The organism is Mucilaginibacter celer (genome assembly GCF_003576455.2).
In the GTDB taxonomy this organism is placed as follows: domain Bacteria; phylum Bacteroidota; class Bacteroidia; order Sphingobacteriales; family Sphingobacteriaceae; genus Mucilaginibacter; species Mucilaginibacter celer.
Window position 1 is genome coordinate 663,327 of the sequence record NZ_CP032869.1, and the last position, 18,875, is coordinate 682,201.

At 52.1% G+C, this 18,875-nt stretch carries 23 protein-coding genes; 4 read left to right on the forward strand and 19 right to left on the reverse strand.

What is annotated here, in order from left to right; translation table 11 throughout:
* Positions 1 to 3 precede the first annotated feature (3 nt).
* From HYN43_RS02730 to HYN43_RS02795, 14 genes are all read right to left on the reverse strand, one after another.
* A complete protein-coding gene (locus HYN43_RS02730; RefSeq protein WP_119407993.1) occupies positions 4 to 1,074 on the reverse strand; it encodes a hypothetical protein in 1,071 nt (356 codons plus the stop codon).
* A 5-nt stretch (positions 1,075 to 1,079) separates the two neighbouring features.
* On the reverse strand, positions 1,080 to 2,195 hold the full coding sequence (gene traM, locus HYN43_RS02735) for a conjugative transposon protein TraM (protein WP_119407994.1): 1,116 nt from the start codon (positions 2,193 to 2,195) through the stop codon (positions 1,080 to 1,082).
* 5 nt (positions 2,196 to 2,200) lie between these two features.
* On the reverse strand, positions 2,201 to 2,539 hold the full coding sequence (locus HYN43_RS02740) for a hypothetical protein (protein ID WP_119407995.1): 339 nt from the start codon (positions 2,537 to 2,539) through the stop codon (positions 2,201 to 2,203).
* A 1-nt stretch (position 2,540) separates the two neighbouring features.
* Complete coding sequence (traK, locus tag HYN43_RS02745) at positions 2,541 to 3,161, reverse strand: conjugative transposon protein TraK (RefSeq protein ID WP_119407996.1); 621 nt, start codon at positions 3,159 to 3,161, stop codon at positions 2,541 to 2,543.
* A gap of 30 nt (positions 3,162 to 3,191) precedes the next feature.
* A complete protein-coding gene (traJ, locus tag HYN43_RS02750) occupies positions 3,192 to 4,388 on the reverse strand; it encodes a conjugative transposon protein TraJ (protein WP_119407997.1) in 1,197 nt (398 codons plus the stop codon).
* A gap of 10 nt (positions 4,389 to 4,398) precedes the next feature.
* Positions 4,399 to 5,046, reverse strand: coding sequence for a TerB family tellurite resistance protein (locus HYN43_RS02755; RefSeq protein WP_245447132.1), 648 nt, complete (start codon positions 5,044 to 5,046; stop codon positions 4,399 to 4,401).
* Positions 5,047 to 5,053: 7 nt separating this feature from the next.
* Entirely contained in the window at positions 5,054 to 5,746 is a 693-nt protein-coding gene (locus tag HYN43_RS02760; protein ID WP_119407998.1) for a hypothetical protein, read from the reverse strand.
* Positions 5,733 to 6,416 carry a conjugal transfer protein TraI gene (locus tag HYN43_RS02765; RefSeq protein ID WP_119407999.1) on the reverse strand — a complete coding sequence of 228 codons (684 nt, stop codon included), beginning with the start codon at positions 6,414 to 6,416 and terminating at the stop codon, positions 5,733 to 5,735. The genes HYN43_RS02760 and HYN43_RS02765 overlap by 14 nt, the downstream gene beginning before the upstream one ends.
* A 39-nt stretch (positions 6,417 to 6,455) precedes the next feature.
* A complete protein-coding gene (locus tag HYN43_RS02770; RefSeq protein WP_119408000.1) occupies positions 6,456 to 6,830 on the reverse strand; it encodes a hypothetical protein in 375 nt (124 codons plus the stop codon).
* Complete coding sequence (locus tag HYN43_RS02775; protein WP_119408001.1) at positions 6,827 to 9,301, reverse strand: TraG family conjugative transposon ATPase; 2,475 nt, start codon at positions 9,299 to 9,301, stop codon at positions 6,827 to 6,829. Before HYN43_RS02775 ends, HYN43_RS02770 begins: the two co-directional genes overlap by 4 nt.
* Before the next feature lie 2 nt (positions 9,302 to 9,303).
* Positions 9,304 to 9,618 carry a DUF4133 domain-containing protein gene (locus HYN43_RS02780; RefSeq protein WP_119408002.1) on the reverse strand — a complete coding sequence of 105 codons (315 nt, stop codon included), beginning with the start codon at positions 9,616 to 9,618 and terminating at the stop codon, positions 9,304 to 9,306.
* A gap of 45 nt (positions 9,619 to 9,663) precedes the next feature.
* Positions 9,664 to 10,008 carry a DUF4134 domain-containing protein gene (locus HYN43_RS02785; protein ID WP_119408003.1) on the reverse strand — a complete coding sequence of 115 codons (345 nt, stop codon included), beginning with the start codon at positions 10,006 to 10,008 and terminating at the stop codon, positions 9,664 to 9,666.
* Positions 10,005 to 10,583: a hypothetical protein gene (locus HYN43_RS02790; protein WP_162996276.1), complete on the reverse strand. Its 579-nt coding sequence runs from the start codon at positions 10,581 to 10,583 to the stop codon at positions 10,005 to 10,007. Before HYN43_RS02790 ends, HYN43_RS02785 begins: the two co-directional genes overlap by 4 nt.
* 316 nt (positions 10,584 to 10,899) lie before the next feature.
* A complete protein-coding gene (locus tag HYN43_RS02795; RefSeq protein WP_119408005.1) occupies positions 10,900 to 11,133 on the reverse strand; it encodes a helix-turn-helix domain-containing protein in 234 nt (77 codons plus the stop codon).
* A gap of 174 nt (positions 11,134 to 11,307) precedes the next feature.
* Here HYN43_RS02795 and HYN43_RS02800 point away from each other — a divergent pair, with 174 nt between their 5' ends.
* Complete coding sequence (locus tag HYN43_RS02800) at positions 11,308 to 11,580, forward strand: hypothetical protein (RefSeq protein WP_162996277.1); 273 nt, start codon at positions 11,308 to 11,310, stop codon at positions 11,578 to 11,580.
* A 61-nt stretch (positions 11,581 to 11,641) separates the two neighbouring features.
* On the opposite strand, the gene HYN43_RS02805 is transcribed toward HYN43_RS02800, so the two are convergent.
* A complete protein-coding gene (locus tag HYN43_RS02805; RefSeq protein WP_119408007.1) occupies positions 11,642 to 12,580 on the reverse strand; it encodes a D-2-hydroxyacid dehydrogenase family protein in 939 nt (312 codons plus the stop codon).
* A gap of 151 nt (positions 12,581 to 12,731) precedes the next feature.
* Between HYN43_RS02805 and HYN43_RS02810 the strand changes: the two genes are divergently transcribed.
* A complete protein-coding gene (locus tag HYN43_RS02810; RefSeq protein WP_119408008.1) occupies positions 12,732 to 13,310 on the forward strand; it encodes a GNAT family N-acetyltransferase in 579 nt (192 codons plus the stop codon).
* 164 nt (positions 13,311 to 13,474) lie between these two features.
* Here HYN43_RS02810 and HYN43_RS02815 read toward each other — a convergent pair whose 3' ends face one another.
* Positions 13,475 to 14,209, reverse strand: coding sequence for an SDR family NAD(P)-dependent oxidoreductase (locus HYN43_RS02815; RefSeq protein ID WP_119408009.1), 735 nt, complete (start codon positions 14,207 to 14,209; stop codon positions 13,475 to 13,477).
* A 300-nt stretch (positions 14,210 to 14,509) separates the two neighbouring features.
* Between HYN43_RS02815 and HYN43_RS02820 the strand changes: the two genes are divergently transcribed.
* Positions 14,510 to 14,950, forward strand: coding sequence for a winged helix-turn-helix transcriptional regulator (locus tag HYN43_RS02820; protein WP_119408010.1), 441 nt, complete (start codon positions 14,510 to 14,512; stop codon positions 14,948 to 14,950).
* A gap of 54 nt (positions 14,951 to 15,004) precedes the next feature.
* Here HYN43_RS02820 and lpdA read toward each other — a convergent pair whose 3' ends face one another.
* The 3 genes from lpdA to HYN43_RS02835 form a co-directional block, all read right to left on the reverse strand.
* Entirely contained in the window at positions 15,005 to 16,411 is a 1,407-nt protein-coding gene (gene lpdA, locus HYN43_RS02825) for a dihydrolipoyl dehydrogenase (RefSeq protein WP_119408011.1), read from the reverse strand.
* A gap of 138 nt (positions 16,412 to 16,549) precedes the next feature.
* On the reverse strand, positions 16,550 to 16,987 hold the full coding sequence (locus tag HYN43_RS02830) for a DUF983 domain-containing protein (RefSeq protein ID WP_119409232.1): 438 nt from the start codon (positions 16,985 to 16,987) through the stop codon (positions 16,550 to 16,552).
* 178 nt (positions 16,988 to 17,165) lie between these two features.
* A complete protein-coding gene (locus HYN43_RS02835) occupies positions 17,166 to 17,579 on the reverse strand; it encodes a winged helix-turn-helix transcriptional regulator (protein ID WP_162996278.1) in 414 nt (137 codons plus the stop codon).
* 372 nt (positions 17,580 to 17,951) lie between these two features.
* Here HYN43_RS02835 and HYN43_RS02840 point away from each other — a divergent pair, with 372 nt between their 5' ends.
* Positions 17,952 to 18,833 carry an NmrA family NAD(P)-binding protein gene (locus tag HYN43_RS02840; protein WP_245447134.1) on the forward strand — a complete coding sequence of 294 codons (882 nt, stop codon included), beginning with the start codon at positions 17,952 to 17,954 and terminating at the stop codon, positions 18,831 to 18,833.
* The last annotated feature ends 42 nt before the right edge of the window (positions 18,834 to 18,875 follow it).

Below are 18,875 nucleotides of genomic sequence, written 5' to 3' on the forward strand. Positions count from 1 at the left end.
GATTTAATGGTTAATTCCCCGGCTTCTTTTTCTTTGCTGTTTGATTTCCTGTGGCCGGTGGAGCTGTTTAATGACCGCCTGTTGTTTTTCCTGGCGGTTTTCCAGTTTTTGGTTCAGTTGTTCCGGCCGCACCGCTTTCTGCATGCTGTCGGTCATACTGACGCCGCCCCCGGCCGGGTCCGCTTTGATGTAAACTAATTCCTGGCCATTGGCATGGACCCATTTGACCGGAACCAGATGTCCTTGTTCCAGCTTCCAGATAAGGGAATCCATGCCGCTTGGGCTTTGAAGCGGACCGAACCGGGGCTCGTGCAGTAATTTCGCCAGGTCGTAGCCGTAATCCTGGGTATATCTTTTAAGCTGGGTGCCGGTTTCCGGTAATTCCAGCCATTGGCTGTTCGCCCGGCCGCTGACATCCGTAAAATCCTGCCGGACCGCGCGTCCTTCCAGCAGGTTTTTTACGTGGGCGGCTTTCAGGCCGGGCCATTCGTCCGTATGGAACTGAAATGCCCGTTCCGGTTGTTTTCCCTGCTGATCTTTGAGGGTGGCAGCGATGGCCCTGAATTGAAACTGGTCATTGGCATCTTTTTCAAAGATCAGGTTAACGTCCAGGCTGCGGTTTTGATCCAGCTGGCTGCTCAGTGGTATGCTATGCCTGGCCGATTGCGGGTCGAGCCGTTCTTCCAGTCTGACCGCAAAATCTTTAAAGCCGGATTTGACCAGTTCTGCCTTCAGGCTTTCGATGTTCTCCCGGCGTTCGGTTTCACGGGCTTTGAGCTGCGCGGGAGCATCGAATAAAGAATTTTTCAGCCGGAAGAACAGCCGGGCCAGGATATTGGGATAGACCTGTTTCTCCAGTTTCCTGATGGTCGCGTTCATCAGCGGCAGGAAAGGCTGTTCATCTTTTCGTAATGTGCCGGCTAACAGGTTCCGTGCCTTCTGGAAATGCTCCAGCTTTAACCGCCGGATCACGGCAGTTTCCTCCTTGCCGGGTCCGGCAACCTTTTCCATCTGCGTCTGTTTGTCCTCCCAGCTCTTCCAGGCTTCAAGGACGCGGTTTACGGCTCTTTCCATGGGCTTTATTTTTTATGGGTGTTGTCGCGGAGTAGTACGGGGAAATTGTCGTCCAGCTTCACCCGGATCTTTTTGACTTTCCTGCTGAACAGGCCTTTTGCCGCGTTGATCCCGCCGGCCGCGGCCTGGGTGCCCAGCGACTGGTCCATGCCGAGGAATTGCATACCGGCAATAGCGTTACCGGCGCCGCTTCCGGCCGCTTCACCCAGCTCGGCCTCGGGGGCAGGTATGCCCGGCATCCCGTCCAGGCTGAAAACGGTCAGGTCGGTCGGCAGGATACTTTTGCCGATCCGTATATTCTGGATATGCAGCAGCAACCGCTGGTTGGTGACCTGGCAGGCCCCGAAAAGCAACTGGCCGCTACGTAATAAGATCCCTTTCAGCGTGACCGTATCGGTCAGCTTCAGCCGCACCGTGCCGCCGTTGATGACCTTCTGTCTCCCGTCGATCACCGCGGGGATCGCGCTGAACGCGGAATCATTTTCTTCTTTTGGTGTTGCGGCCGGCTTAGCAGGCTCCGGGTTCTGGATCGCCTGGATCTTGCTGAGCATCTGATCCAGTTGTTTCATTTCCGGGTCTTCGGCGGGAGGCGTATTCAACTGCTTCATCATTTTGTCCAGCCTGCTCACCTGGGGATCAGGTGCCGCCGGGGAATAATTGCTTTGCTGGAAAGGTTGACTGAGCTGCCGGTTGATCTGGGCAAGTTTGGCGGTTATCCGGTCAGATTGCAGGTCGGCGCTGGTGGAGTATGCAAACTGGCCGATAGCGGCCGTTTTTGCCTTGTCCGTTGTTCCGGCTGTCTCTGGGGTAAATCCCATCGCCTGGATGAAACTTTTACTGACCCGGTTTCCACCGGAAGATGTGTCCTTTGCCGCGGAGCGGTAAATAGCCATCTTGTCTTTTTCGGGTTTGTCCTTGAACTGGGCCGATGGCAGGGCCATGTTGAGCCCTTTGGACGGTGCCGCCGCGGATCTGCCTGTATCTTTTCCGCCGCCAAGCGCCCAGAAGGCCATGGTGAGGAAAGGCAGGATCAGTACAGGAACCGCCAGATAAAACTTTCTTTTTTTCAGCAACCCGGCAGGGGTAGGGGATTGGCTGGTCTGCTTGGTTTGATTTTCCATAACGTTTATTTTTTAAAAGTCGATGAATCGGTTAATGGCCTGTGGGGCGCAACTGCTCCCGGGATGTCTGAAGCCCGGCCGATGTGTCCGGGCAGGTAGTGACCATCCTGTTTTGGCAGCTTGATCATCCGGATGGTGAGGAGCAGGCTGGTGGTCAGGGCGAGCATGAACAGGGTGCAGAACAGCCATAATAACTTTTTCTGTTTGTCAGCCCGGTAACGGCCGGCCCACCAGTTCAATTTTGCAGCGATCCGGCGCTGCTGGCTGAGGATCTGTTCAGCGATCCCTGCGGCGATGCCCCCGGTGACCGTTTCGGTTTGTATATCCTTTTTGAAGTTGAACATATCAGTGTGTTTGAAGGGTTGTGTCCCGGTTGGATAATATTTCCCAGTTCTGAATGAGAAAGCCATGAGGATTGTTGTCCGTCTGGATGCTGATATTCCGTACCTGTCCGCGGGTGACCAGCCGGCGATAGGCCGTGCCGCTGGACCTCACCAGTTTCTCCGTGGCATAACAGGTAAAGGAAAAAGGCCAGTTGTTGCCCTCCAGTCTGGTGCTGTCAACCGTCAGTTCCTGCGAGATATTCGCGGAGATCAGGTTATTGTAGTAGCCGGATTCCCGGAGGTTGTCATATTCCCGCTTGGCCGATTCGTCAGCCAGGTAGAGCGACCGGGTCACATTGGTCTGGATGGCTTTATCGTCGGGGCTTAGGTCGAAAAAGGCCTCATGGAAGTTCTTGATATGGTCCCGCAGTTCCACAGGGAGGTTGGCCCTGCGCTCTGATGCGCCTGCTTCCAGCAGCCTTCCGTTATGGAGGATATACACCCGGTTGCGGGCTTCCGCGCCGGCCAGGCCACTTTTGTATATAAAGAACAGAATTGACAACAGGTTGGCGACGGTCAGCCAGATACTGAACTGCCTGATGTGTTTGAATGCGGTGTCGATATTTTTGAGATGGGTGAACATAGTCTTTCGGTTTGATGGTCAATAAATAACTTAGCGGCCCGACAGCTTTTTCTCTTCGTAATTACCCTTTTGTCCTTCTTGTCCTGGGCTGTTGTAACCTTTCATAAAATCGCCGGGGGCGTTAACAAGGTTGGTCGCGCCCTGCTGCATCCTTGCCCCGGTAGCCGAACCGGCCTGGATCGTTGTATTTCCGGCGTTGATGACCATGGTGTTGACCTTATGCAGCAGGCCGTGGCTGCCACCCGGGCTGATGATGTAATTGGCCACGCCGGGCACCGTGAAATAGCCGATGATCCCGATGATCAGGAAGATCAGGTAGGCCGTATCGGTCGAGCTGAAGAAGGTATCGCCGGTGTCCTGTACCTGTGAAATATCCAGCTTCAGCATGTTTTCCTGCACTTTGCCGATGATCGCGCCGAATATATTGGCCACCGGCAGCCAGAGAAATACGTTGAGGTATTTAGCCAGCCAGGAGGTCAGTACATGCTGGAAACCATCGAAGACGGACAGCCCGAAGACGAGCGGACCCAATATGGCCAGCACGATGAGGAAGAAAGTACGGATGGTGTTGATGCAGAGCGCAGCTGCCTCGTAACAGACCTGGAGGATCTCTGACATCCACTGTTTGATCGTGTTGCGGAAATTATAGGAGGCCTTGGCCATGGTAAATTTGAGATCGTTGCCGATACTCTCGAACATGCCCTCATTGTTACCGGTCTGATCGTCGGGATGGGTATATTTATACCACTTCTGCCGGTCGCCGCTGCCATCTTCGCCCTGGTACATCTGCCATGAGTTCGTCTTTTTGATGGCATCCTCTTTGGCTTTCAGCAGCCGGGCGATGGCCGCGTCCGAGTTTTGCACCATGCTGCCGGTAGCGCTGACTGTTGGCTGCATCACGCCGTTGATCACGGCGATCACCACGGGGAAAAGCAAAATGGCCAGCCCCAGGGCGAAGGGCCGGAGCAATGGATAAAAGTCGATAGGTTCCGCGCTGGCGATCTGCCGGTAGACCCGGGCAGCAATGTACCATAAAGCGCCAAATCCCGCGATGCCCTGACCTATGCCGATCAGCTGGCCGCAGAGCGGCAGCATGTCCTGATAAACGCCGTCGAGCGTGCCCTGCAGGCCGTGAATGTCGTCCGCGAGCCCTTCCGCGTGGGAACACAGGGGAAAGATCATCCCTGTCACCGCTGTCAAAGCGGTAATCGTCCGTTTGTTTTTCATAAGATTGGAGTTAGTTGTTCAGGCCGTAAAGTTGTTTGAGCGAGCGGGTGTCGCCCGCCTCCTTTGTCCGCTGAAGGGAGAGAATGATCCCCTGGTCGTTAAAGGAGCGGAGAAACCCGAGCTTGTCGGAGCTGGCCGAATAGATCCGGTCGATCCCCCGGATACGCTCGGCGTCGGACATCCGCAGCTTGCCCGCCGTGACGATGTTCGTCAGTTCCTCCAGATCGTTCAGGGTTTCGGAGACCAGCCGGGCGTAAACCGTGCCCATGTAGTTGAGCTCGCTGATGGAGAAACTGCCGCTTTTCCGGAACAAGCCGCTCTTTTCTTTGTACTCGCTGACCAGTCGGGACTGCATCAGCAGGATCTCCGCGACCCGGCCGTAATTCCTTACCGCGGGGCTGACCGCGAGCAGGCCGCTGAGGTAAAGGCTGTGGAGGTCGAAGTTGCCCTTGGAGAGGGCGGAGATCGTCCCGTAGCCCTGCTGGTAGATTTGGTAACCGGTTTTCATATCCGAAAGGATACTTTTCATCTGCGTCAGCTTTTCGATATCCAGCAGTAACTGCTGCATTTCCTGCTCCTGGGCTTTTATGGTTCCTGGTTTTAACAGGGCTGCTGCCAGGATGAAGGCGAGCGCCAGTGTTTTTATTGATCTGTTCATAACTGGTTCATTTAATATGATAAAGCGCCCTGGTTGTCGATGCATCGTCGTGTTCCATGGCCTTTTGTAATGTGTAAGATCTGACCTGGGCGGAAAGGGAGGCGGCGAAATGGTAATTGTCCTGCATGGCCGAATGGATCCTGGCGATCGCGGCCAGCCTTTCGGCATCGCTCATCTGTGCTTGCCCATCCGCGGTGACCGTCTGAAGCGTTGTTAGCTGCAGGTCACAGTCTTTCAGGACGGCTGAGCGTACCCCGGATAAATAATCCTTTTCGGCCGGGGTTAAACCCTGGACTTGTCCGGTGCCTGTCAGCAATGCGAGGATATCCTGCTGCCAAACCAGGATCTCTTCAACCTGCGGGTTGTCTTTAACAACCTGTCCCGGAATGGCCAGGCGGTTATAATAGCCGCCATGCAAAAGGTTTTCAGCAGTGAGGGAGCCGGAAATAGTGCCCAGCCCGCCGCGGGCGATGCTGTAACCCTGTTTCAGGTAACCCGCGTAAACCTGAAGCGCGGCGATCTGTTGCAGCAGGTACTTTTTTTGCGTGCTGTTTTGCCGGAACCATTCCGCGAAGCTCTGTGCTTTCGCTTCAGCCGCCATGCCGGAAGCGATGGCGGTAACGAATGAAAAGAGGAGCAGCGCCCGCGCCCTTTGCCCAAGCCTGCCTGCTTTATGCCTGATCTGTTTAATCGATGCCATACAATGCTTTTATAGTTTGAGTATCGCCCAGGTCCCTGCTGCGCTGCAGGCTGAGCATTTTGTTTTCTGAACTGAACCTGCGCAGGTCGTTATAATTCTCATCGAGCCGGTCGCCGGCCCGGTTGATCAGCTCCAGCCGCTGTTCGTCCGTCATCTGCGTACGGTCACTGCTGATGATCAACAGCAGCTGATCAAGGTTCTTGAGGCTGGCAGACAGGATGCCACTGTAAACGGCTTCCATGCGGCTGATCTCACCGGCATTGAAATGGTTGTCCTGCCGGAGCAGCGACCAGGCTTTTTGGTATTCTCCAACCATGGCCACTTGGGTGGCGGTCAGGTCTTTGATCCGCTGGTAATAGGCGATGCCGGCTTTGATCTTCCAGAGCTCGTCGTAATAACCGCTGAACAGTTGCTGCTGGCTGCCGGACCAGCCGGAGATCTCGGAAAGCCTCAGCTTCGAAAGCTGGTTTTCCAATACTTTCTGGGCATTCTGCAGCCAGATCGTATTGTTCTGCAGCCGCTGCACTTTCAGGTCAATGGCCCTGATGACTTTGGTCACCGTCAGTTTGATGATATTCGCGGCGACAATCTGCGCCTGCGCCTTTTCTGGTTGCAGCGAGAGCAGTGAAAAGCCGAGTGTTACGATCAAGATGATTCCCGTTTTTTTCATGATGAACTCCTTCCTTTTTTAATGATGACTGGCCCTTGATCACTCCACGCGCCGGTAATGGGTTCCGCCCATCGTCAGTTCTTTTTTGCCCGGGTTCAGAAATAACTGCCTGCCGAATACGGTTTCCTGGAGCACCTGATTTTCAGGATCATATTGCGCCATCCATTTTTTGTGCACATATTCCTTTGGGAGGATCTTGCCGTGACGGATCTTCTGGTACCCGGTCCGCTTTTCGATCTCGTAGGTACGGGCTGATCGGTTGTAGGCGGTGACTATGATCGTGTCATTACCGGTGGCGTACTCATTTTCGTAGCGGGTAGCGTAAACGCCCGTAACAGCATGGTCACTGGTGGATTGACAGGCGGCCACGGTCAGGGCCATGCAGCCAAGGACTGCTGTTTTTAAATTGTTCATAGCTGTTGTGTTATTGGGTTAAGCGAATTGTTTTTTAGGTCTTTGAGCAAGGCTTCGATGCCTTTTTCGACACTGCCGTATTTTTGGGCGTATTCCTCCACCAGCACCCGTTCCCGGCCTTCTGTGGTATATGCCCAGTATTCCTCGGGGGACAGTTCGTTTTTAAAAACTTTCATGACCTGCCCGCCGAGGTCGATGTAGACCTCCCGGTTGTCTTTATTGACCGACAGTACCTGCGTTTTTCCTTTATCCGGCATGCCCAGCACGTCCTGGAGCTTGTCGAACTTGTTAATGAAACCGCGCATGTCCATCAGGATCTTGATATGCGCGTTATTGATAATGGCATCTTTGATAATAGGGGAGCTGATCAGGTCGTCGAGTTCCTGGGTGACCACGTTGGGGATGCCGTTGAACTTCCGCATGGTCTTAAAGGCATACTGGATAAAGCCCGCCATGCCGGAATTGGCAATGGCTTTCCAGGCTTCGTCTATGGTCAGCACTTTCCGGATGCCTTTCAGCTTGCGCATTTTGGAGAGGAACATTTCCATGGTCAGTAAGGTCGCTACCGGGAAGAGAATGGGATGGTCCTTGATCGAATCCAGCTCGATCACGACGAAGCGCTGCTCCAGCAAGTTGAGGTTTTCCGATGCGTTCAGCAGGTAGTCGAATTCGCCGCCCCGGTAATAAGGGCGCAATACGTACAGGAAATTGTCGATATCGAAATCCTTGTCCTTTACGTTCTGGTCCCTCAACGTTTTCCGGTAGCCGCTTTCCAGGTAATCATAAAAAGTGTCAAAGCAGGCGAAAATATCAGGGTGCTGCTGCAGGTATTGGTAATAACCCTGCAGGGCGTTCGAAAGCGCGACATATTCGCTGCGGATGAAGCTTTCATTTTCCTGTTTCCAGAGCGTGACCAGCAGGGCTTTCAGGGTTTCTTTTTTTTCGGTATCGAGCAATTGACCTTCGGGCAAATGGAAAGGGTTGAACCGGATCGGGTGATCTTCTTCATACGTGAAATAATAACCGCCAACCAGGCTGCAAAGCCCTTTGTAGCTGCCGCCGATATCCACGGTCACGCAATGTGCGCCCTGGTCATAAAGCGTGCGGAGGATATGGTTGACCGTCATGCTCTTTCCGCCGCCCGAGGTGCCGCAGACCAGCATGCCCATGTTGGAGGTGATACCTGCCTTTCGCGGCGCGTCGAAGAGATCGATAAAGACCGGTTTGCTGCTCAGCCTGTCGCAGAACCGGATACCCTGATCAGGAGGGTCGCTGCGGTAATTGCTCTCCAGGTTGAGGAAACAGGTGCCCTGCTCCAGGAAAGTATCAAAAGTGTCGTTCATCGGGAAGTCGGCGGCGTTGCCCGGGATCCCTGCCCACCAGATCTGCGCGGCACCGTCGGATTCCAGCCTGCTGCTCGCACCGATCTGCGCCATGGAAGATCCCACCCTGTTTTTGATGTCCTGTAGTTCCGCTTTGCTGTCCGTCCAGGCCAGTACATTGAAATGAGCCCTGACCGGTAGCCGCTGCTGGCCGATAGCTTCGTTCAGAAAAGCGTCGGTAGCATCGCGCCCTATAGCGTTTTCCCTGCTGTAGGCCGACAGGGACTGCAGCCTGAGCTTCCTGGCTTCCAGCTGTTTCAGCGTTTTCGCCGGATCCCCTGTAAACAGGTATTGGTTGTAGATGTGGTTGCAGTCCAGCAGCAGGTTGAGCTGTGTCGCGAAGCCGACCGGGAATTTTGTTTTATCGGTACCGTATTTATCATAATTGATCCTGCTGCCACATAGGCCCGGCAGGTCTTCGGCATCGGCAAGGGTAAACAATAGGGCATGCTGGTCACCGATCTGCAGCCTGTCCTTCAGATGCACATCTTTAATGATGGGCTTTTCGTCCGGACCGGTCAGGAAGCAATATTGCTCCAGCAGGCCGGCCTTTAAACGGGTGCCGGTGATCTGCTCATCGTTGAGCCGTTCAAGCCTGAGGAAACCGCTGTCGGACAGGATCCGTTCGAACTGTCCCGCCTTTTCCAGGAATTCCGGAAGCATCCGTTCGTCGGTCACCTGTTTAGGGGAGATGTTCTTACGCATGATCCCCGAAAAAGCCGTACTGGCCTGTTTGCGGTCCGCTGCCTTTTGGGTCAGCATGAGGTAGCAGGTATGACCGGGAAAAGAACGGCCGCTGAAATGCCTGTTCGCTGCTTCCGTCAGGAAATTTGCGGGAAGGCCCTGCTCGCCTTGATAGGTTTTCCGGACAAAGATGTCCTGCTTGTGCAGGATACAGTTCCGGGGCAGGAGCCTGACCGCCTTGATCCAGGCCTGGTGGTAGGTTTCGTAATCGTCTTCCGAAAGCGTGAAGATCTCGGGCAGGGAAAGCTCGTAGGCTATGGTCAGGTCCCCGTACATGGATACCATGCAGCCGTGTTCGACTTTGAAGATCGGGAAAACCTGTTCTGCGCTGCTGAATATGGCCATGATCAACGTGATAAATGATTAAACAATTTTCTGGAACGGAATTTCAGATACCCGGGCAGGTAGCGCCTGGCGGCACGCTTCATGAGCCCGAACTCCCCGTAACGGTGGCTCAGGCGGTAAACCTGCATAAACAATGCGCTGCCCAGGGCTGCGATGACCAGTACACAAAGTAAAACCGGGATACCGGCAATGTAAAGCACGGCGAAGAGTACCAGCAGGCAAACCAGGCCCCCGCCGAGGTAACCGATATACTGGGCTTTCAGCCCTTTGAATTCGATAGGGCGGTTAATGCCCTTGTTGATCTGATAGATTGCCATAATTTTATGAATTGTTTTAGACCAGTTGTTGTATCATTACTGGGCTCAGACCCCGAAAAATGATTTGAGCACGGTAGCGACCACGACCAGAAAAATGCAGCTGCCGAACCAGCTGGAGGCCACTTTACCGGTGTCGTGCTCACCGTCATTCCATTTTTTGAATACCTTGATCGCCCCCACAAGACCTACGATCGCCCCGATCGCGTACATCAGGTTGGTGCCGGTATCGAAATAGCTTTTCACTTGTGTGGTAGCCTCGTTGATCCCCGCGTTACCATCCTGAGCGGATGCATCCCGGATGGTAAGAATAATAAGGCTAATGAGGGCCGTTACTGCTTTGAAAAGTTTTGTCCTTCGCAGGGAAATGGATTTTAAGATGTTCGTTTTCATGTGGTTTGCAGTTTATCTTCGTTCAACCATAGTGTTTTTAGTTCCTGTTCGTTAAGGGGAAAGGGGAGCTCTGCCACGCCCTCGCTCAGGAGGTAGTCGTTGACCAGCTGTTCCGCAGCAGAACCGGCCAGTTCCGGGTATTTTCCGACGATCAGCCGGAAAAGCAGCTCAAAATTTTCTTTGGGTTCCCCGGATTCGTTGACGACCCTGACCAATGTTTTTACTTCAGCGATCATCCCGGAATAAGCCTCAGGCAGTTCAATGTCCGATGTGGGAGTGCCGGAAGGTGATGATGACGATGGATCTTCGTCTGCGCCCTCAGCGGGCCCGAAAACCAGTTCGTCCTGGGGGACATAATCCACATCGTCTGTCCGGGTCGGGCCCACGATACTGTAATCCGGCAAAGGAAGGTCCCCGGCAGAAAGATTGGTATGGGGGCGGGTTCTGCCCCGGAGCCTGTTGAAAAGGTTGCGGAGCCCGGTCTTGTAGAAAGTCAGCCCGATGATGGCATAATAGATGGCGGCCGTCAGTAATACGCCGGTGCCATAGGTTGCCCATGAGATTTGGTGAAACATAAGCGGTAGTTTTGACCGCAGCCCCATTGCTGCGGCGGCGATACAAAACTCCCAAAGCGGACTCCCAAAATGCTCCGAGGTACTCCGACTCGGAGTAGGACTATTTTTTAAGCTGTTGGAAAAATGGGCTAAGATTAGGTAGCAGATATGGTCAGGAGGGGACTACGAAGGAGGGGGGGCTATGTCATTAGCCGGTATGGATCAGCGCTTTTTTGTAAATGGTGCGCCTGACCAATTCCTGATGTTCCTGCCTGGCAATTTTCTCAATTTTTAAGACTGGTTACTGCGGCGTGTCGGTAATGGGGTGGGTAAAAAATTATTTGAAATCTGTAAAAAAGTCTTTTCCATCAATATCAAGCGCATCAAAAATGAGCAGCATATAGTCTATCGGAAAATCAGTGGTACCCTCTTCTATGGCGCTGAGCACGGAGGTGGAGATACCGGTACGTTCTGCTAATTGTTCCAGGCTCATCACACGGTATGCCCGCTCGAGTACCAGTTTACGACCAAACTGTATACGGGCCTCCCGGGCTTTTGCTTTGTCATCCATAGGTAGGGGGATTAATTCGCGGCAAAGATATAGGGTTAATCTTTTTTTACAACCTGTAGTTGTATTTTGTGGGTTGGATGGGGTCCTTGTATTTGTATTGAAAGACAGCCTGTCTCATTTTATAATTAAACGTTTTTGGAATAATGCCGTTTAAATACACGAGGAGCGCTACGCATGAGCAGACGACCAGATGGAATACCCGAATTTACTTTGAGAAAACAACAGTTCACAGCCCGGTTGTCTATGCATGATGAAGCGTACCGGGCAGTTCTGCACAACTACCGGTGCGGCACGCTTGCGGATTGCTTTGATATCGTCATTGCCCACAACAGTTTCGGCCTGCCATGTTTCCGGTTGAAAATAAAACCCGGTTTTATTTTACCGGCAGAAGTACGGCCGCTTGCTTTGGTGCTCTTTAAAGAATGCCTTGGGACATTCGCGTTTTAGCGCCTTGCTAAGGACGCGGTTATGACCACCCTGTTATGATTGCCCGTCCGGTTGCCGTCGGTTATTTTTGATCACCGAGCCAGTCCTGTATTGCCTTCACCGTATCCTGGTAAAATACTTTGTAGGTCTCTTCCGTGACGTACCCGATATGTGAAGTCGCCAAAACATTAGGCAAACTGCGGAAAGGGTGATCGGAAGGCAAAGGTTCGGTGTCGAACACGTCCAGCGCCGCTCCCGCGATTGCCCCGGACTGTAATACGGCCAACAATGCTTTTTCATCTACCAATGGGCCCCGGCTGGTATTGACCAGGAATGCCGACGGTTTCATCAGCTTCAGCTCCGGTTCAGCAACAGTATGCCTCGAGCGCTCGCTTAAGACCAGGTGTAAGGTCACGATGTCGGCTTCTTTAAATAATCTTTCTTTGGACACCAGTTCGGCTCCTGCACGATGGGCCTTCTCCTCGGTGAGGTTCTCGCTCCAGGCGATCACTTTCATTTCAAATGCTTTGGCAAACCTGGCCATTTTAGCGCCGATCCTGCCCAGGCCGACGATCCCCAGTGTTTTTCCTTTCAGGTCGATGCCGACGGTGGTTTGCCATCCGCCTTCCCTGAAATTGCGGGATTCTGCCGGGATGTGCCTTAATAGGGCCATCAGCAATGCCCAGGTCAGTTCCGGTGCCCCGCTTTCTACATAGCCGGTATGGCTGACGCTGATGCCCAGTTCGGCCGCAGCTTTGGTGTCAATAGAGGCATTGCGTGTGCCCGTAGAAATGATCAGCCTGAGTTTCGGCAGCCGTTTCAACACGTGTTCCGGCAGGGGCGTCCTTTCACGCATGACACACAGGACCTCAAATGGTGCCAGCCTGTTAACGAGTTCGTCCGGGTCGCTGATATGATCACTGAAGACGGTGACTTCCGCATTTTCACGGACTGCCGACCAGTCGGCGGATTGGAAAGCAACTTGTTGATAATCATCTAAAACGGCGATCTGAGGTTTCATGATAGGGGAATTTTGTCGCAAACTTAATTTTTTTGATAAAATTTTCAAGATTAAATGAGTGGTGCCGGGTACTTCAGTGAGGTTTTTCCACACAACCGGATTGTTTTAAAATATTTTTGCGCAGCGTCTGCAAGATTAATATTTTACCCCGATGATGATCGAACCTATCTGCCTGGAGCACGAACATTGGCAAGTCCACCCTTTCGGGCCCCGGGAACTCAACCGGCACGACGCGCTGGCCCGGGAAATTTACCAGTTGCTTTCTGATCAGCAAACCCTACGTTTCCTGCCCGGGAAAAGGCTCAGATCTGTCGCGGATGCGGAAGACTGGTTGAAAATGTCCATCCTGAATTTTCATTGCGGTAAGAGCTATACTCATTTAATTACGGAAAAAAACAGCGGCCTGCTGACGGGCGTCATCGATATTATTCCGCCGGCCACGTCCAGGAAACATTATGTGCTGGAGCAATACCCTTATTTTATAGAGTTTTACCTCAGGAGGGAAGCCGCTGGTCAAAACCTGATGAGCTCCCTTTTGCCCCTGGCTTTAAAAGCATTGGCTCAGCAGGACATCGGGCAGTTAGCCGCTGTGATCAACCGCCGGAACCATGCCGCGCGGAAAGTATTGGAAAACAGTGGTTTTATTTACCGGGCTCCTTTCGACGCTCTGCAGGATCTGTACCTGGCTGAAACAGGTCACGACCTGGCGGACATCCGCAGGGCCGGCTGAACATGGAACGACCAGAGGTATTCCATGGCATAAGGTCTGCGGGAAAGTGCTCACTGTAAAAACGGAACCGTATATTAAGCTAAGCATCCGGTAAGGAATTTAACGTTTCGGGAAAAGGCTTTTGCCCCGTAGGTTACAGGGAGGGTACCAATAAGATTAACCATTCAGTTCAATGCATTTAGTCCCAACCCGGCGTCGCGGTAATACCGGTCACGGAGAACGGATGAACTGCCTAAATGGATCTCAAATTCATCGTTCGAAAAGGCATTGAGCAGCCGTTTAGCCGCTATCTGCTGGAATTCGGTGATGGTGGCGCTGCCCTGATCCGCCTGCGTCTCGTAATGGCGGGGGACCAGCATTTCAAATACCTTGAGATGACTTGTCGCCAGCGCCTGCCGCAAACCCAGGGTATGCGCATGCAGGGCGATATTGATCGCGTCTTCTGGGCATTTCCGTTCCGTCGCGGGCCGGTAAGCGACATTGGAAATGACGTTCACCAGCGCCGGGTCCTGATTGGCCATCAGAACGGGTTTACATAATTCCCAGAACCGGACGATGGCGTAGTAACAAGCCTGTAGATCGGAAAGATGCTGTAGGAACGTAATATCTGCTTCGCTGTTAATCATGTCCGGATCATTGGTGCGGGTTGCGTTGATCAGCATATTGAGATCCGGGTATTGGGTTTTGATGGTTTCCATAAGGGCTGTTACATCTTTTTCTACGGTAATGTCGCACAGGATACCGGTGGTGTTCTGTAAAGACCTGACCGCTTTTTCCAGCAGCAGCTGTTCATGGTCAAGGATGATCACCTTATTGTTTTCGGACAACAGTTCCGCGGCGGCCAGTCCGATCCCGGTACTTCCCCCGTTGATCAGGATAACGTAGTTGGATATATGCATATTTTCTAAATCAAGGTTTCTGATGAGCGCAAAGGACTCTGATGCGGATCACCGGGTATGCTACCTTGCAAAATTGATACCTTTCTGAACGACGCTGGTTAACAGTTGTTTAACAGGGCCGGTAAATTGCGGCCGCTACGATATTTCGGAAATCAGCGGGGCAGTGACGTCAAAAAGCGGCTTTTTACCCTCAAATTACTTTGTTAAGTATCTTTTGGTGTATATTTGTAACCAGTTGTCCGATAAGACTGCTTTTATTATCGGATGATTATTTGATTAGTTTATTAAAAGGATATTCATATGGAAAATCACAGATCATTTTGCCCGCTGAATCTTATTGTGGAGATCCTCGGCGACAGATGGAGCCTTCTTATTCTTCGTGATATGATGTTTGAGGGCAAACGCAATTTCAGACAGTTGCTGCAGATGGAAGAAAACATCGGCTCCAGCGTGCTGACCGATCGCGTGAACGGGCTGGAACAGGCGGGGCTCATGACCAGGGTTCAGGATCCTACTCATAAGCAGAAGATCACCTATAGCCTGACCGAAAAAGGTATTGACCTGATGCCTATGATCATCGAAGCGATGAAATGGAGCGTAAAATATGAGGCTGTCGACCGTGAAAAATACAAACCTGCTGTTGACCTGGTTCTGGCCGGTCCGGAGGCGCAGCGAAAACTGGCGCAGGAGCTGCTGCAGAAGCACGTTGGCAAGACGGTTGAAGAGCTGAATGAAGTATAAATAACGAAAGCGGGAACCTGATCAGGTTCCCGCTTTCGTTTTACCGGCCGGTTTTTAAATATTGATCGCGCCCTGGCCGGAGGCGATCAGGTAAGCATCCTTAAGGGCTTCCGAATAAGTAGGATGGGCGTAGCTGATGCGGTACATATCTTCTGCGGTCACTTCGTATTCCATGCCGACCACGGACTGCGCGATCACGTCCGCAGCTCTCGGGCCGAAAATATGCACGCCCAGCACTTCGCCGTAGCGCGGTGATACGAGTACCTTCACGAACCCGTCCGTATCGTTGGCTGCCCTGGCACGGCCGCTCGCGGAGTAAGGAAAACTGCCCGAACTATAAGGAACGCCACTGGCTTTCAGCTCTTCTTCTGTTGCGCCGACCGATGCGACCTCAGGCCAGGTATACACTACCGAAGGGATCAGGTTATAGTTGATATGAGGTTTTTGACCATTGATCACTTCCGCCACGAATACAGCTTCGTCTTCCGCTTTATGGGCCAGCATGGGACCTGCGATCACGTCGCCGATGGCATATATATTGTCGACATTGGTCCGCAGCTGGCTATCTACTTTTACCTTTCCGTTCTTCTCCGTTTCCACCCCGACAGCTTTGAGGTTCAGGCCATCGGTATAGGCGCGCCTGCCAACGGCCACCAGGCAGTAATCCGCGGTGATCTCCTGTTCTTTGCCGGAATGATCATCGAATTTGACGACGGCCTGTTCTCCCATGTTGTCTGCTGATTTAACCTTGCTGCCGAGCAGTGTTTTGATACCGAGCTTGCCCAGCGTTTTGAAAAGGGCTTTACCCAGTTCCCGGTCCATCGTCGGGATCAGGGTATCGGTATATTCGATAATGGTGACTTCGGTACCGATCCGTGCAAAGACCGAGGCCATTTCCACGCCGATAACGCCGCCGCCGATGATGACCATCGATTTGGGCTGACCGGGCAGGGAGAGCGCTTCCGTAGAAGAAATGATGCGTTTCTTATCAATGGTCACCCCGGGAATTGATGAGGGTTTTGAGCCCGTTGCGATCATAAAATATTTACCGGTGAGTATGATCTCAGTTCCTCCGTTGCTCACCCGGAGGCGGGTGTTATCGATAAAGCTGCCGAGCCCGGTGTGCACATCGATCTTGTTTTTTTTCATCAGGTAATTTAAGCCGGAGGTGTTTGATTTCACCACGCCGTCCTTACGTGCGATAAACTGACCGAAGTTCAGGCGTAAACCGTTGTCCAGCTCGATGCCATGAAGACCGAATTCTTCTTTGGCCTTGTGAAAGTGTTCCGTACTGTCCAGCAGCGCCTTCGCGGGGATACAGCCCACATTGGTACAGGTTCCGCCTAAGGTGCTGTATTTTTCAATGATAGCCACCTTGTAGCCAAGCTGAGCCGCGCGTATCGCCCCGGTGTAACCGCCCGGGCCTGATCCGATCACGATAATATCATATTGATTTTCCATAGCTTTTTTTATTGTTTATTCAAAAAATATACCGAACGGTATCCTGTGACAAAATTCCATGTTTGAAGATTGGGGGGATGAAATTGCTGTGTGGCTTAATGAGGTTTATGCATCGCACTTTCCGTCGCACAAGCCGTTTTAACCGGCTGCTTTTTCATCCGTGTTTTCGCTGGTTTGTTCAGGACCGCTAAGGTCAGGGTTGTATCTGATCCCCGGTGTCATCCAGTAAAGCAGCACCACCCTCGAGTAACGGAAGTTAAAAGGCGACAGCAGGATGGCTGCGGTTAAAATGACCGCCGTGTAAAGCCAGGGGTTTTCACTTCCTGTCAGGACGGAGATGGCTACGGCAAGCGTAACCATTTCAGCCACATTGAAGGCATAGCTCAGCAGCATGGAGACATAGAAATAGCCGGGTTCGACTTCGAAGGTCAGGTCGCAATGCGGACACGTCTTATTCATATGCTGTCCGTGAAAACCGTACATTTCATTGGCAAACATGCTGCCGCGGCGGCACCTGGGGCACCGGGCCTGAATGAACGCCGGCCACACCGGTAATTTTAACAATTTTTCATTCATAGTTTTAAGCATCGGGTGATGAATGTTAGCCATGCGGGCGTCATCACTTTGCTCCGCATCCTTCCAAATCAGTGCCGTAATATATCGTATTGTCCTACAGGTAATTATAGCTATGTTCCGGGAGGTTTGCCGCGATATTTCGTTAATATACGGCCGTGCAACGAGAATCGCCCGACATTCAGCCCGCAAGATGGCCGGCGATCAGTTGCCTGCGCAGCTGCTCATAGGCATCGTTATCGAGCGCAATTTCGACTGCCGGCTGGTACCGCCTGGTATCCACGGGTTCGTATCTTAAGCTCCATGCGATGGATTCAACAATGAACGGCAGCAGATCGACGCTTTTTTGAGTCAGACTGTACCTGGTTTTCTGTTTTGACGCGGGATCAGCCTGCTTCATGATGAGACCGTCTTTTTCCAGCGTCGCCAGCCTGCTGGCCAGTGTACTGGAAACTATTTTTTCTTCTGAAACGAGCAGCTCGCGGAAATACCGTTTACCCTCAAATATCATGTCTCTCAATATCAGCAGGCTCCACTTATCTCCAAGGGCCTCGACAGCGAGGTTAACCGGAGAAAATGACCTGTAATTTTCCATTTTTTTATTCCTTATTTCAATGATCAATAAAACTGATTTTTTATTTGAACTGCTTTTAATTTGCAATCAGTAAAGGTACTTTGTTTTGTCCTTAATGGGGTTAAAAATTGTTGTTTTTATTGATATTTTACAATCAGGAGATAGAGTCAACGTGTTCTTTTTGAGCTTTTTATCTGTTTTGTTGTTTTAGATTCAAAATGATCCGGCCTTCTGCTGTATTTTTCGTTGTGCCGGGCGTGGAAATCCGAAATAAAGTATCGGGGATGTTGGTGCCTTTTTGTAACTGATTATCAGGTAGTGCTTTGTGTTGTGGCCTGAAGCTTGGGTAATACGGGGTGGTTTCAGGAATCAATCGTTCAATTTTAAACCAGTATGATGAAAAACAATATTTTGGTCACCGGTGCCGCAGGCGACACGGGGACCCATGTGGTCAGCCAGTTATTAAAAGCGGGCGCTAACGTCCGGGCAATGGTCAGGCAGGAGGACCAGCGTTCCGATGCCTTGAAAAATTCCGGCGCGGAGATTGTCGTTGGCGACCTCAATGACTTTAATTCGGTGAGCGCTGCATTAAAAGGCATGAACACCGCTTATTTTGTGTATCCTCTTGCCCCGGGGCTTTTGGAAGCGACCGCTTATTTTGCCCAGGCGGCCAGGGAAGAACAGCTGAAGCTGGTCGTCAACGTTTCGCAACGGACTTCGCTTCGGGACGCGCCAAGCCATTCGGCGCAAAACCACTGGGTCGCGGAAAGAATGCTGGACAGGTCCGGTGTCCCGGTGACCCATTTGCAACCGACCCTTTTTATGGAATGGCTGGTCTATTTTGCGGAGGATATCAGGGACAACAGCCGTATCGTAACGCCTTTCGGTAAAGCGAAATACGCCTCCATCAGCAGTGAGGATATCGCAAGGGTGGCTGCTGCAATTTTACTGGACCCGGCATCGCATGCGGGTAAGATTTATCCTTTGTTCGGGCCGCAGGAGCTGACCCAGTATGAGGTGGCCAAAATCCTGTCAGACCAGGTCGGCAGAACGATCTCTTATATTGAAGTGGAACCTGAAGCTTTCGGGCAGATCGTCAGCGAAAGCGACTCGCCGTTTAACAGGCCTTTCAATATCCAGCATTTTATCGGTATCGCCTATATGTTCAGGTCCGGCCGGCTTGAGGGAATGAACAATAACGTGGAAGAGATCACCGGTACCAAACCCAGGTCTTTTGCTGAATTTATCTCGGAGCGACCCGGGTTATTCGGGTAACAGGCCCCGGGAATGGCTTAACGCCGGGCAGTTCCGCACTGC

What these genes read in the sequence shown, in the direction of transcription:
- HYN43_RS02830 (WP_119409232.1), bottom strand. Translation starts at nt 16,987, where the DNA reads ATGAATGAAAAATTGTTAAAATTACCGGTGTGGCCGGCGTTCATTCAG.
- HYN43_RS02770 (WP_119408000.1), bottom strand. Translation starts at nt 6,830, where the DNA reads ATGAACAATTTAAAAACAGCAGTCCTTGGCTGCATGGCCCTGACCGTG.
- HYN43_RS02805 (WP_119408007.1), bottom strand. Translation starts at nt 12,580, where the DNA reads ATGAAACCTCAGATCGCCGTTTTAGATGATTATCAACAAGTTGCTTTC.
- HYN43_RS02795 (WP_119408005.1), bottom strand. Translation starts at nt 11,133, where the DNA reads ATGGATGACAAAGCAAAAGCCCGGGAGGCCCGTATACAGTTTGGTCGT.
- HYN43_RS02835 (WP_162996278.1), bottom strand. Translation starts at nt 17,579, where the DNA reads ATGGAAAATTACAGGTCATTTTCTCCGGTTAACCTCGCTGTCGAGGCC.
- traM (WP_119407994.1), bottom strand. Translation starts at nt 2,195, where the DNA reads ATGGAAAATCAAACCAAGCAGACCAGCCAATCCCCTACCCCTGCCGGG.
- HYN43_RS02785 (WP_119408003.1), bottom strand. Translation starts at nt 10,008, where the DNA reads ATGAAAACGAACATCTTAAAATCCATTTCCCTGCGAAGGACAAAACTT.
- HYN43_RS02820 (WP_119408010.1), top strand. Translation starts at nt 14,510, where the DNA reads ATGGAAAATCACAGATCATTTTGCCCGCTGAATCTTATTGTGGAGATC.
- HYN43_RS02800 (WP_162996277.1), top strand. Translation starts at nt 11,308, where the DNA reads ATGAGCAGACGACCAGATGGAATACCCGAATTTACTTTGAGAAAACAA.
- HYN43_RS02840 (WP_245447134.1), top strand. Translation starts at nt 17,952, where the DNA reads ATGATGAAAAACAATATTTTGGTCACCGGTGCCGCAGGCGACACGGGG.
- HYN43_RS02730 (WP_119407993.1), bottom strand. Translation starts at nt 1,074, where the DNA reads ATGGAAAGAGCCGTAAACCGCGTCCTTGAAGCCTGGAAGAGCTGGGAG.
- HYN43_RS02815 (WP_119408009.1), bottom strand. Translation starts at nt 14,209, where the DNA reads ATGCATATATCCAACTACGTTATCCTGATCAACGGGGGAAGTACCGGG.
- lpdA (WP_119408011.1), bottom strand. Translation starts at nt 16,411, where the DNA reads ATGGAAAATCAATATGATATTATCGTGATCGGATCAGGCCCGGGCGGT.
- HYN43_RS02765 (WP_119407999.1), bottom strand. Translation starts at nt 6,416, where the DNA reads ATGAAAAAAACGGGAATCATCTTGATCGTAACACTCGGCTTTTCACTG.
- HYN43_RS02740 (WP_119407995.1), bottom strand. Translation starts at nt 2,539, where the DNA reads ATGTTCAACTTCAAAAAGGATATACAAACCGAAACGGTCACCGGGGGC.
- HYN43_RS02810 (WP_119408008.1), top strand. Translation starts at nt 12,732, where the DNA reads ATGATGATCGAACCTATCTGCCTGGAGCACGAACATTGGCAAGTCCAC.
- HYN43_RS02755 (WP_245447132.1), bottom strand. Translation starts at nt 5,046, where the DNA reads ATGAACAGATCAATAAAAACACTGGCGCTCGCCTTCATCCTGGCAGCA.
- HYN43_RS02775 (WP_119408001.1), bottom strand. Translation starts at nt 9,301, where the DNA reads ATGGCCATATTCAGCAGCGCAGAACAGGTTTTCCCGATCTTCAAAGTC.
- traJ (WP_119407997.1), bottom strand. Translation starts at nt 4,388, where the DNA reads ATGAAAAACAAACGGACGATTACCGCTTTGACAGCGGTGACAGGGATG.
- HYN43_RS02780 (WP_119408002.1), bottom strand. Translation starts at nt 9,618, where the DNA reads ATGGCAATCTATCAGATCAACAAGGGCATTAACCGCCCTATCGAATTC.
- traK (WP_119407996.1), bottom strand. Translation starts at nt 3,161, where the DNA reads ATGTTCACCCATCTCAAAAATATCGACACCGCATTCAAACACATCAGG.
- HYN43_RS02790 (WP_162996276.1), bottom strand. Translation starts at nt 10,583, where the DNA reads ATGTTTCACCAAATCTCATGGGCAACCTATGGCACCGGCGTATTACTG.
- HYN43_RS02760 (WP_119407998.1), bottom strand. Translation starts at nt 5,746, where the DNA reads ATGGCATCGATTAAACAGATCAGGCATAAAGCAGGCAGGCTTGGGCAA.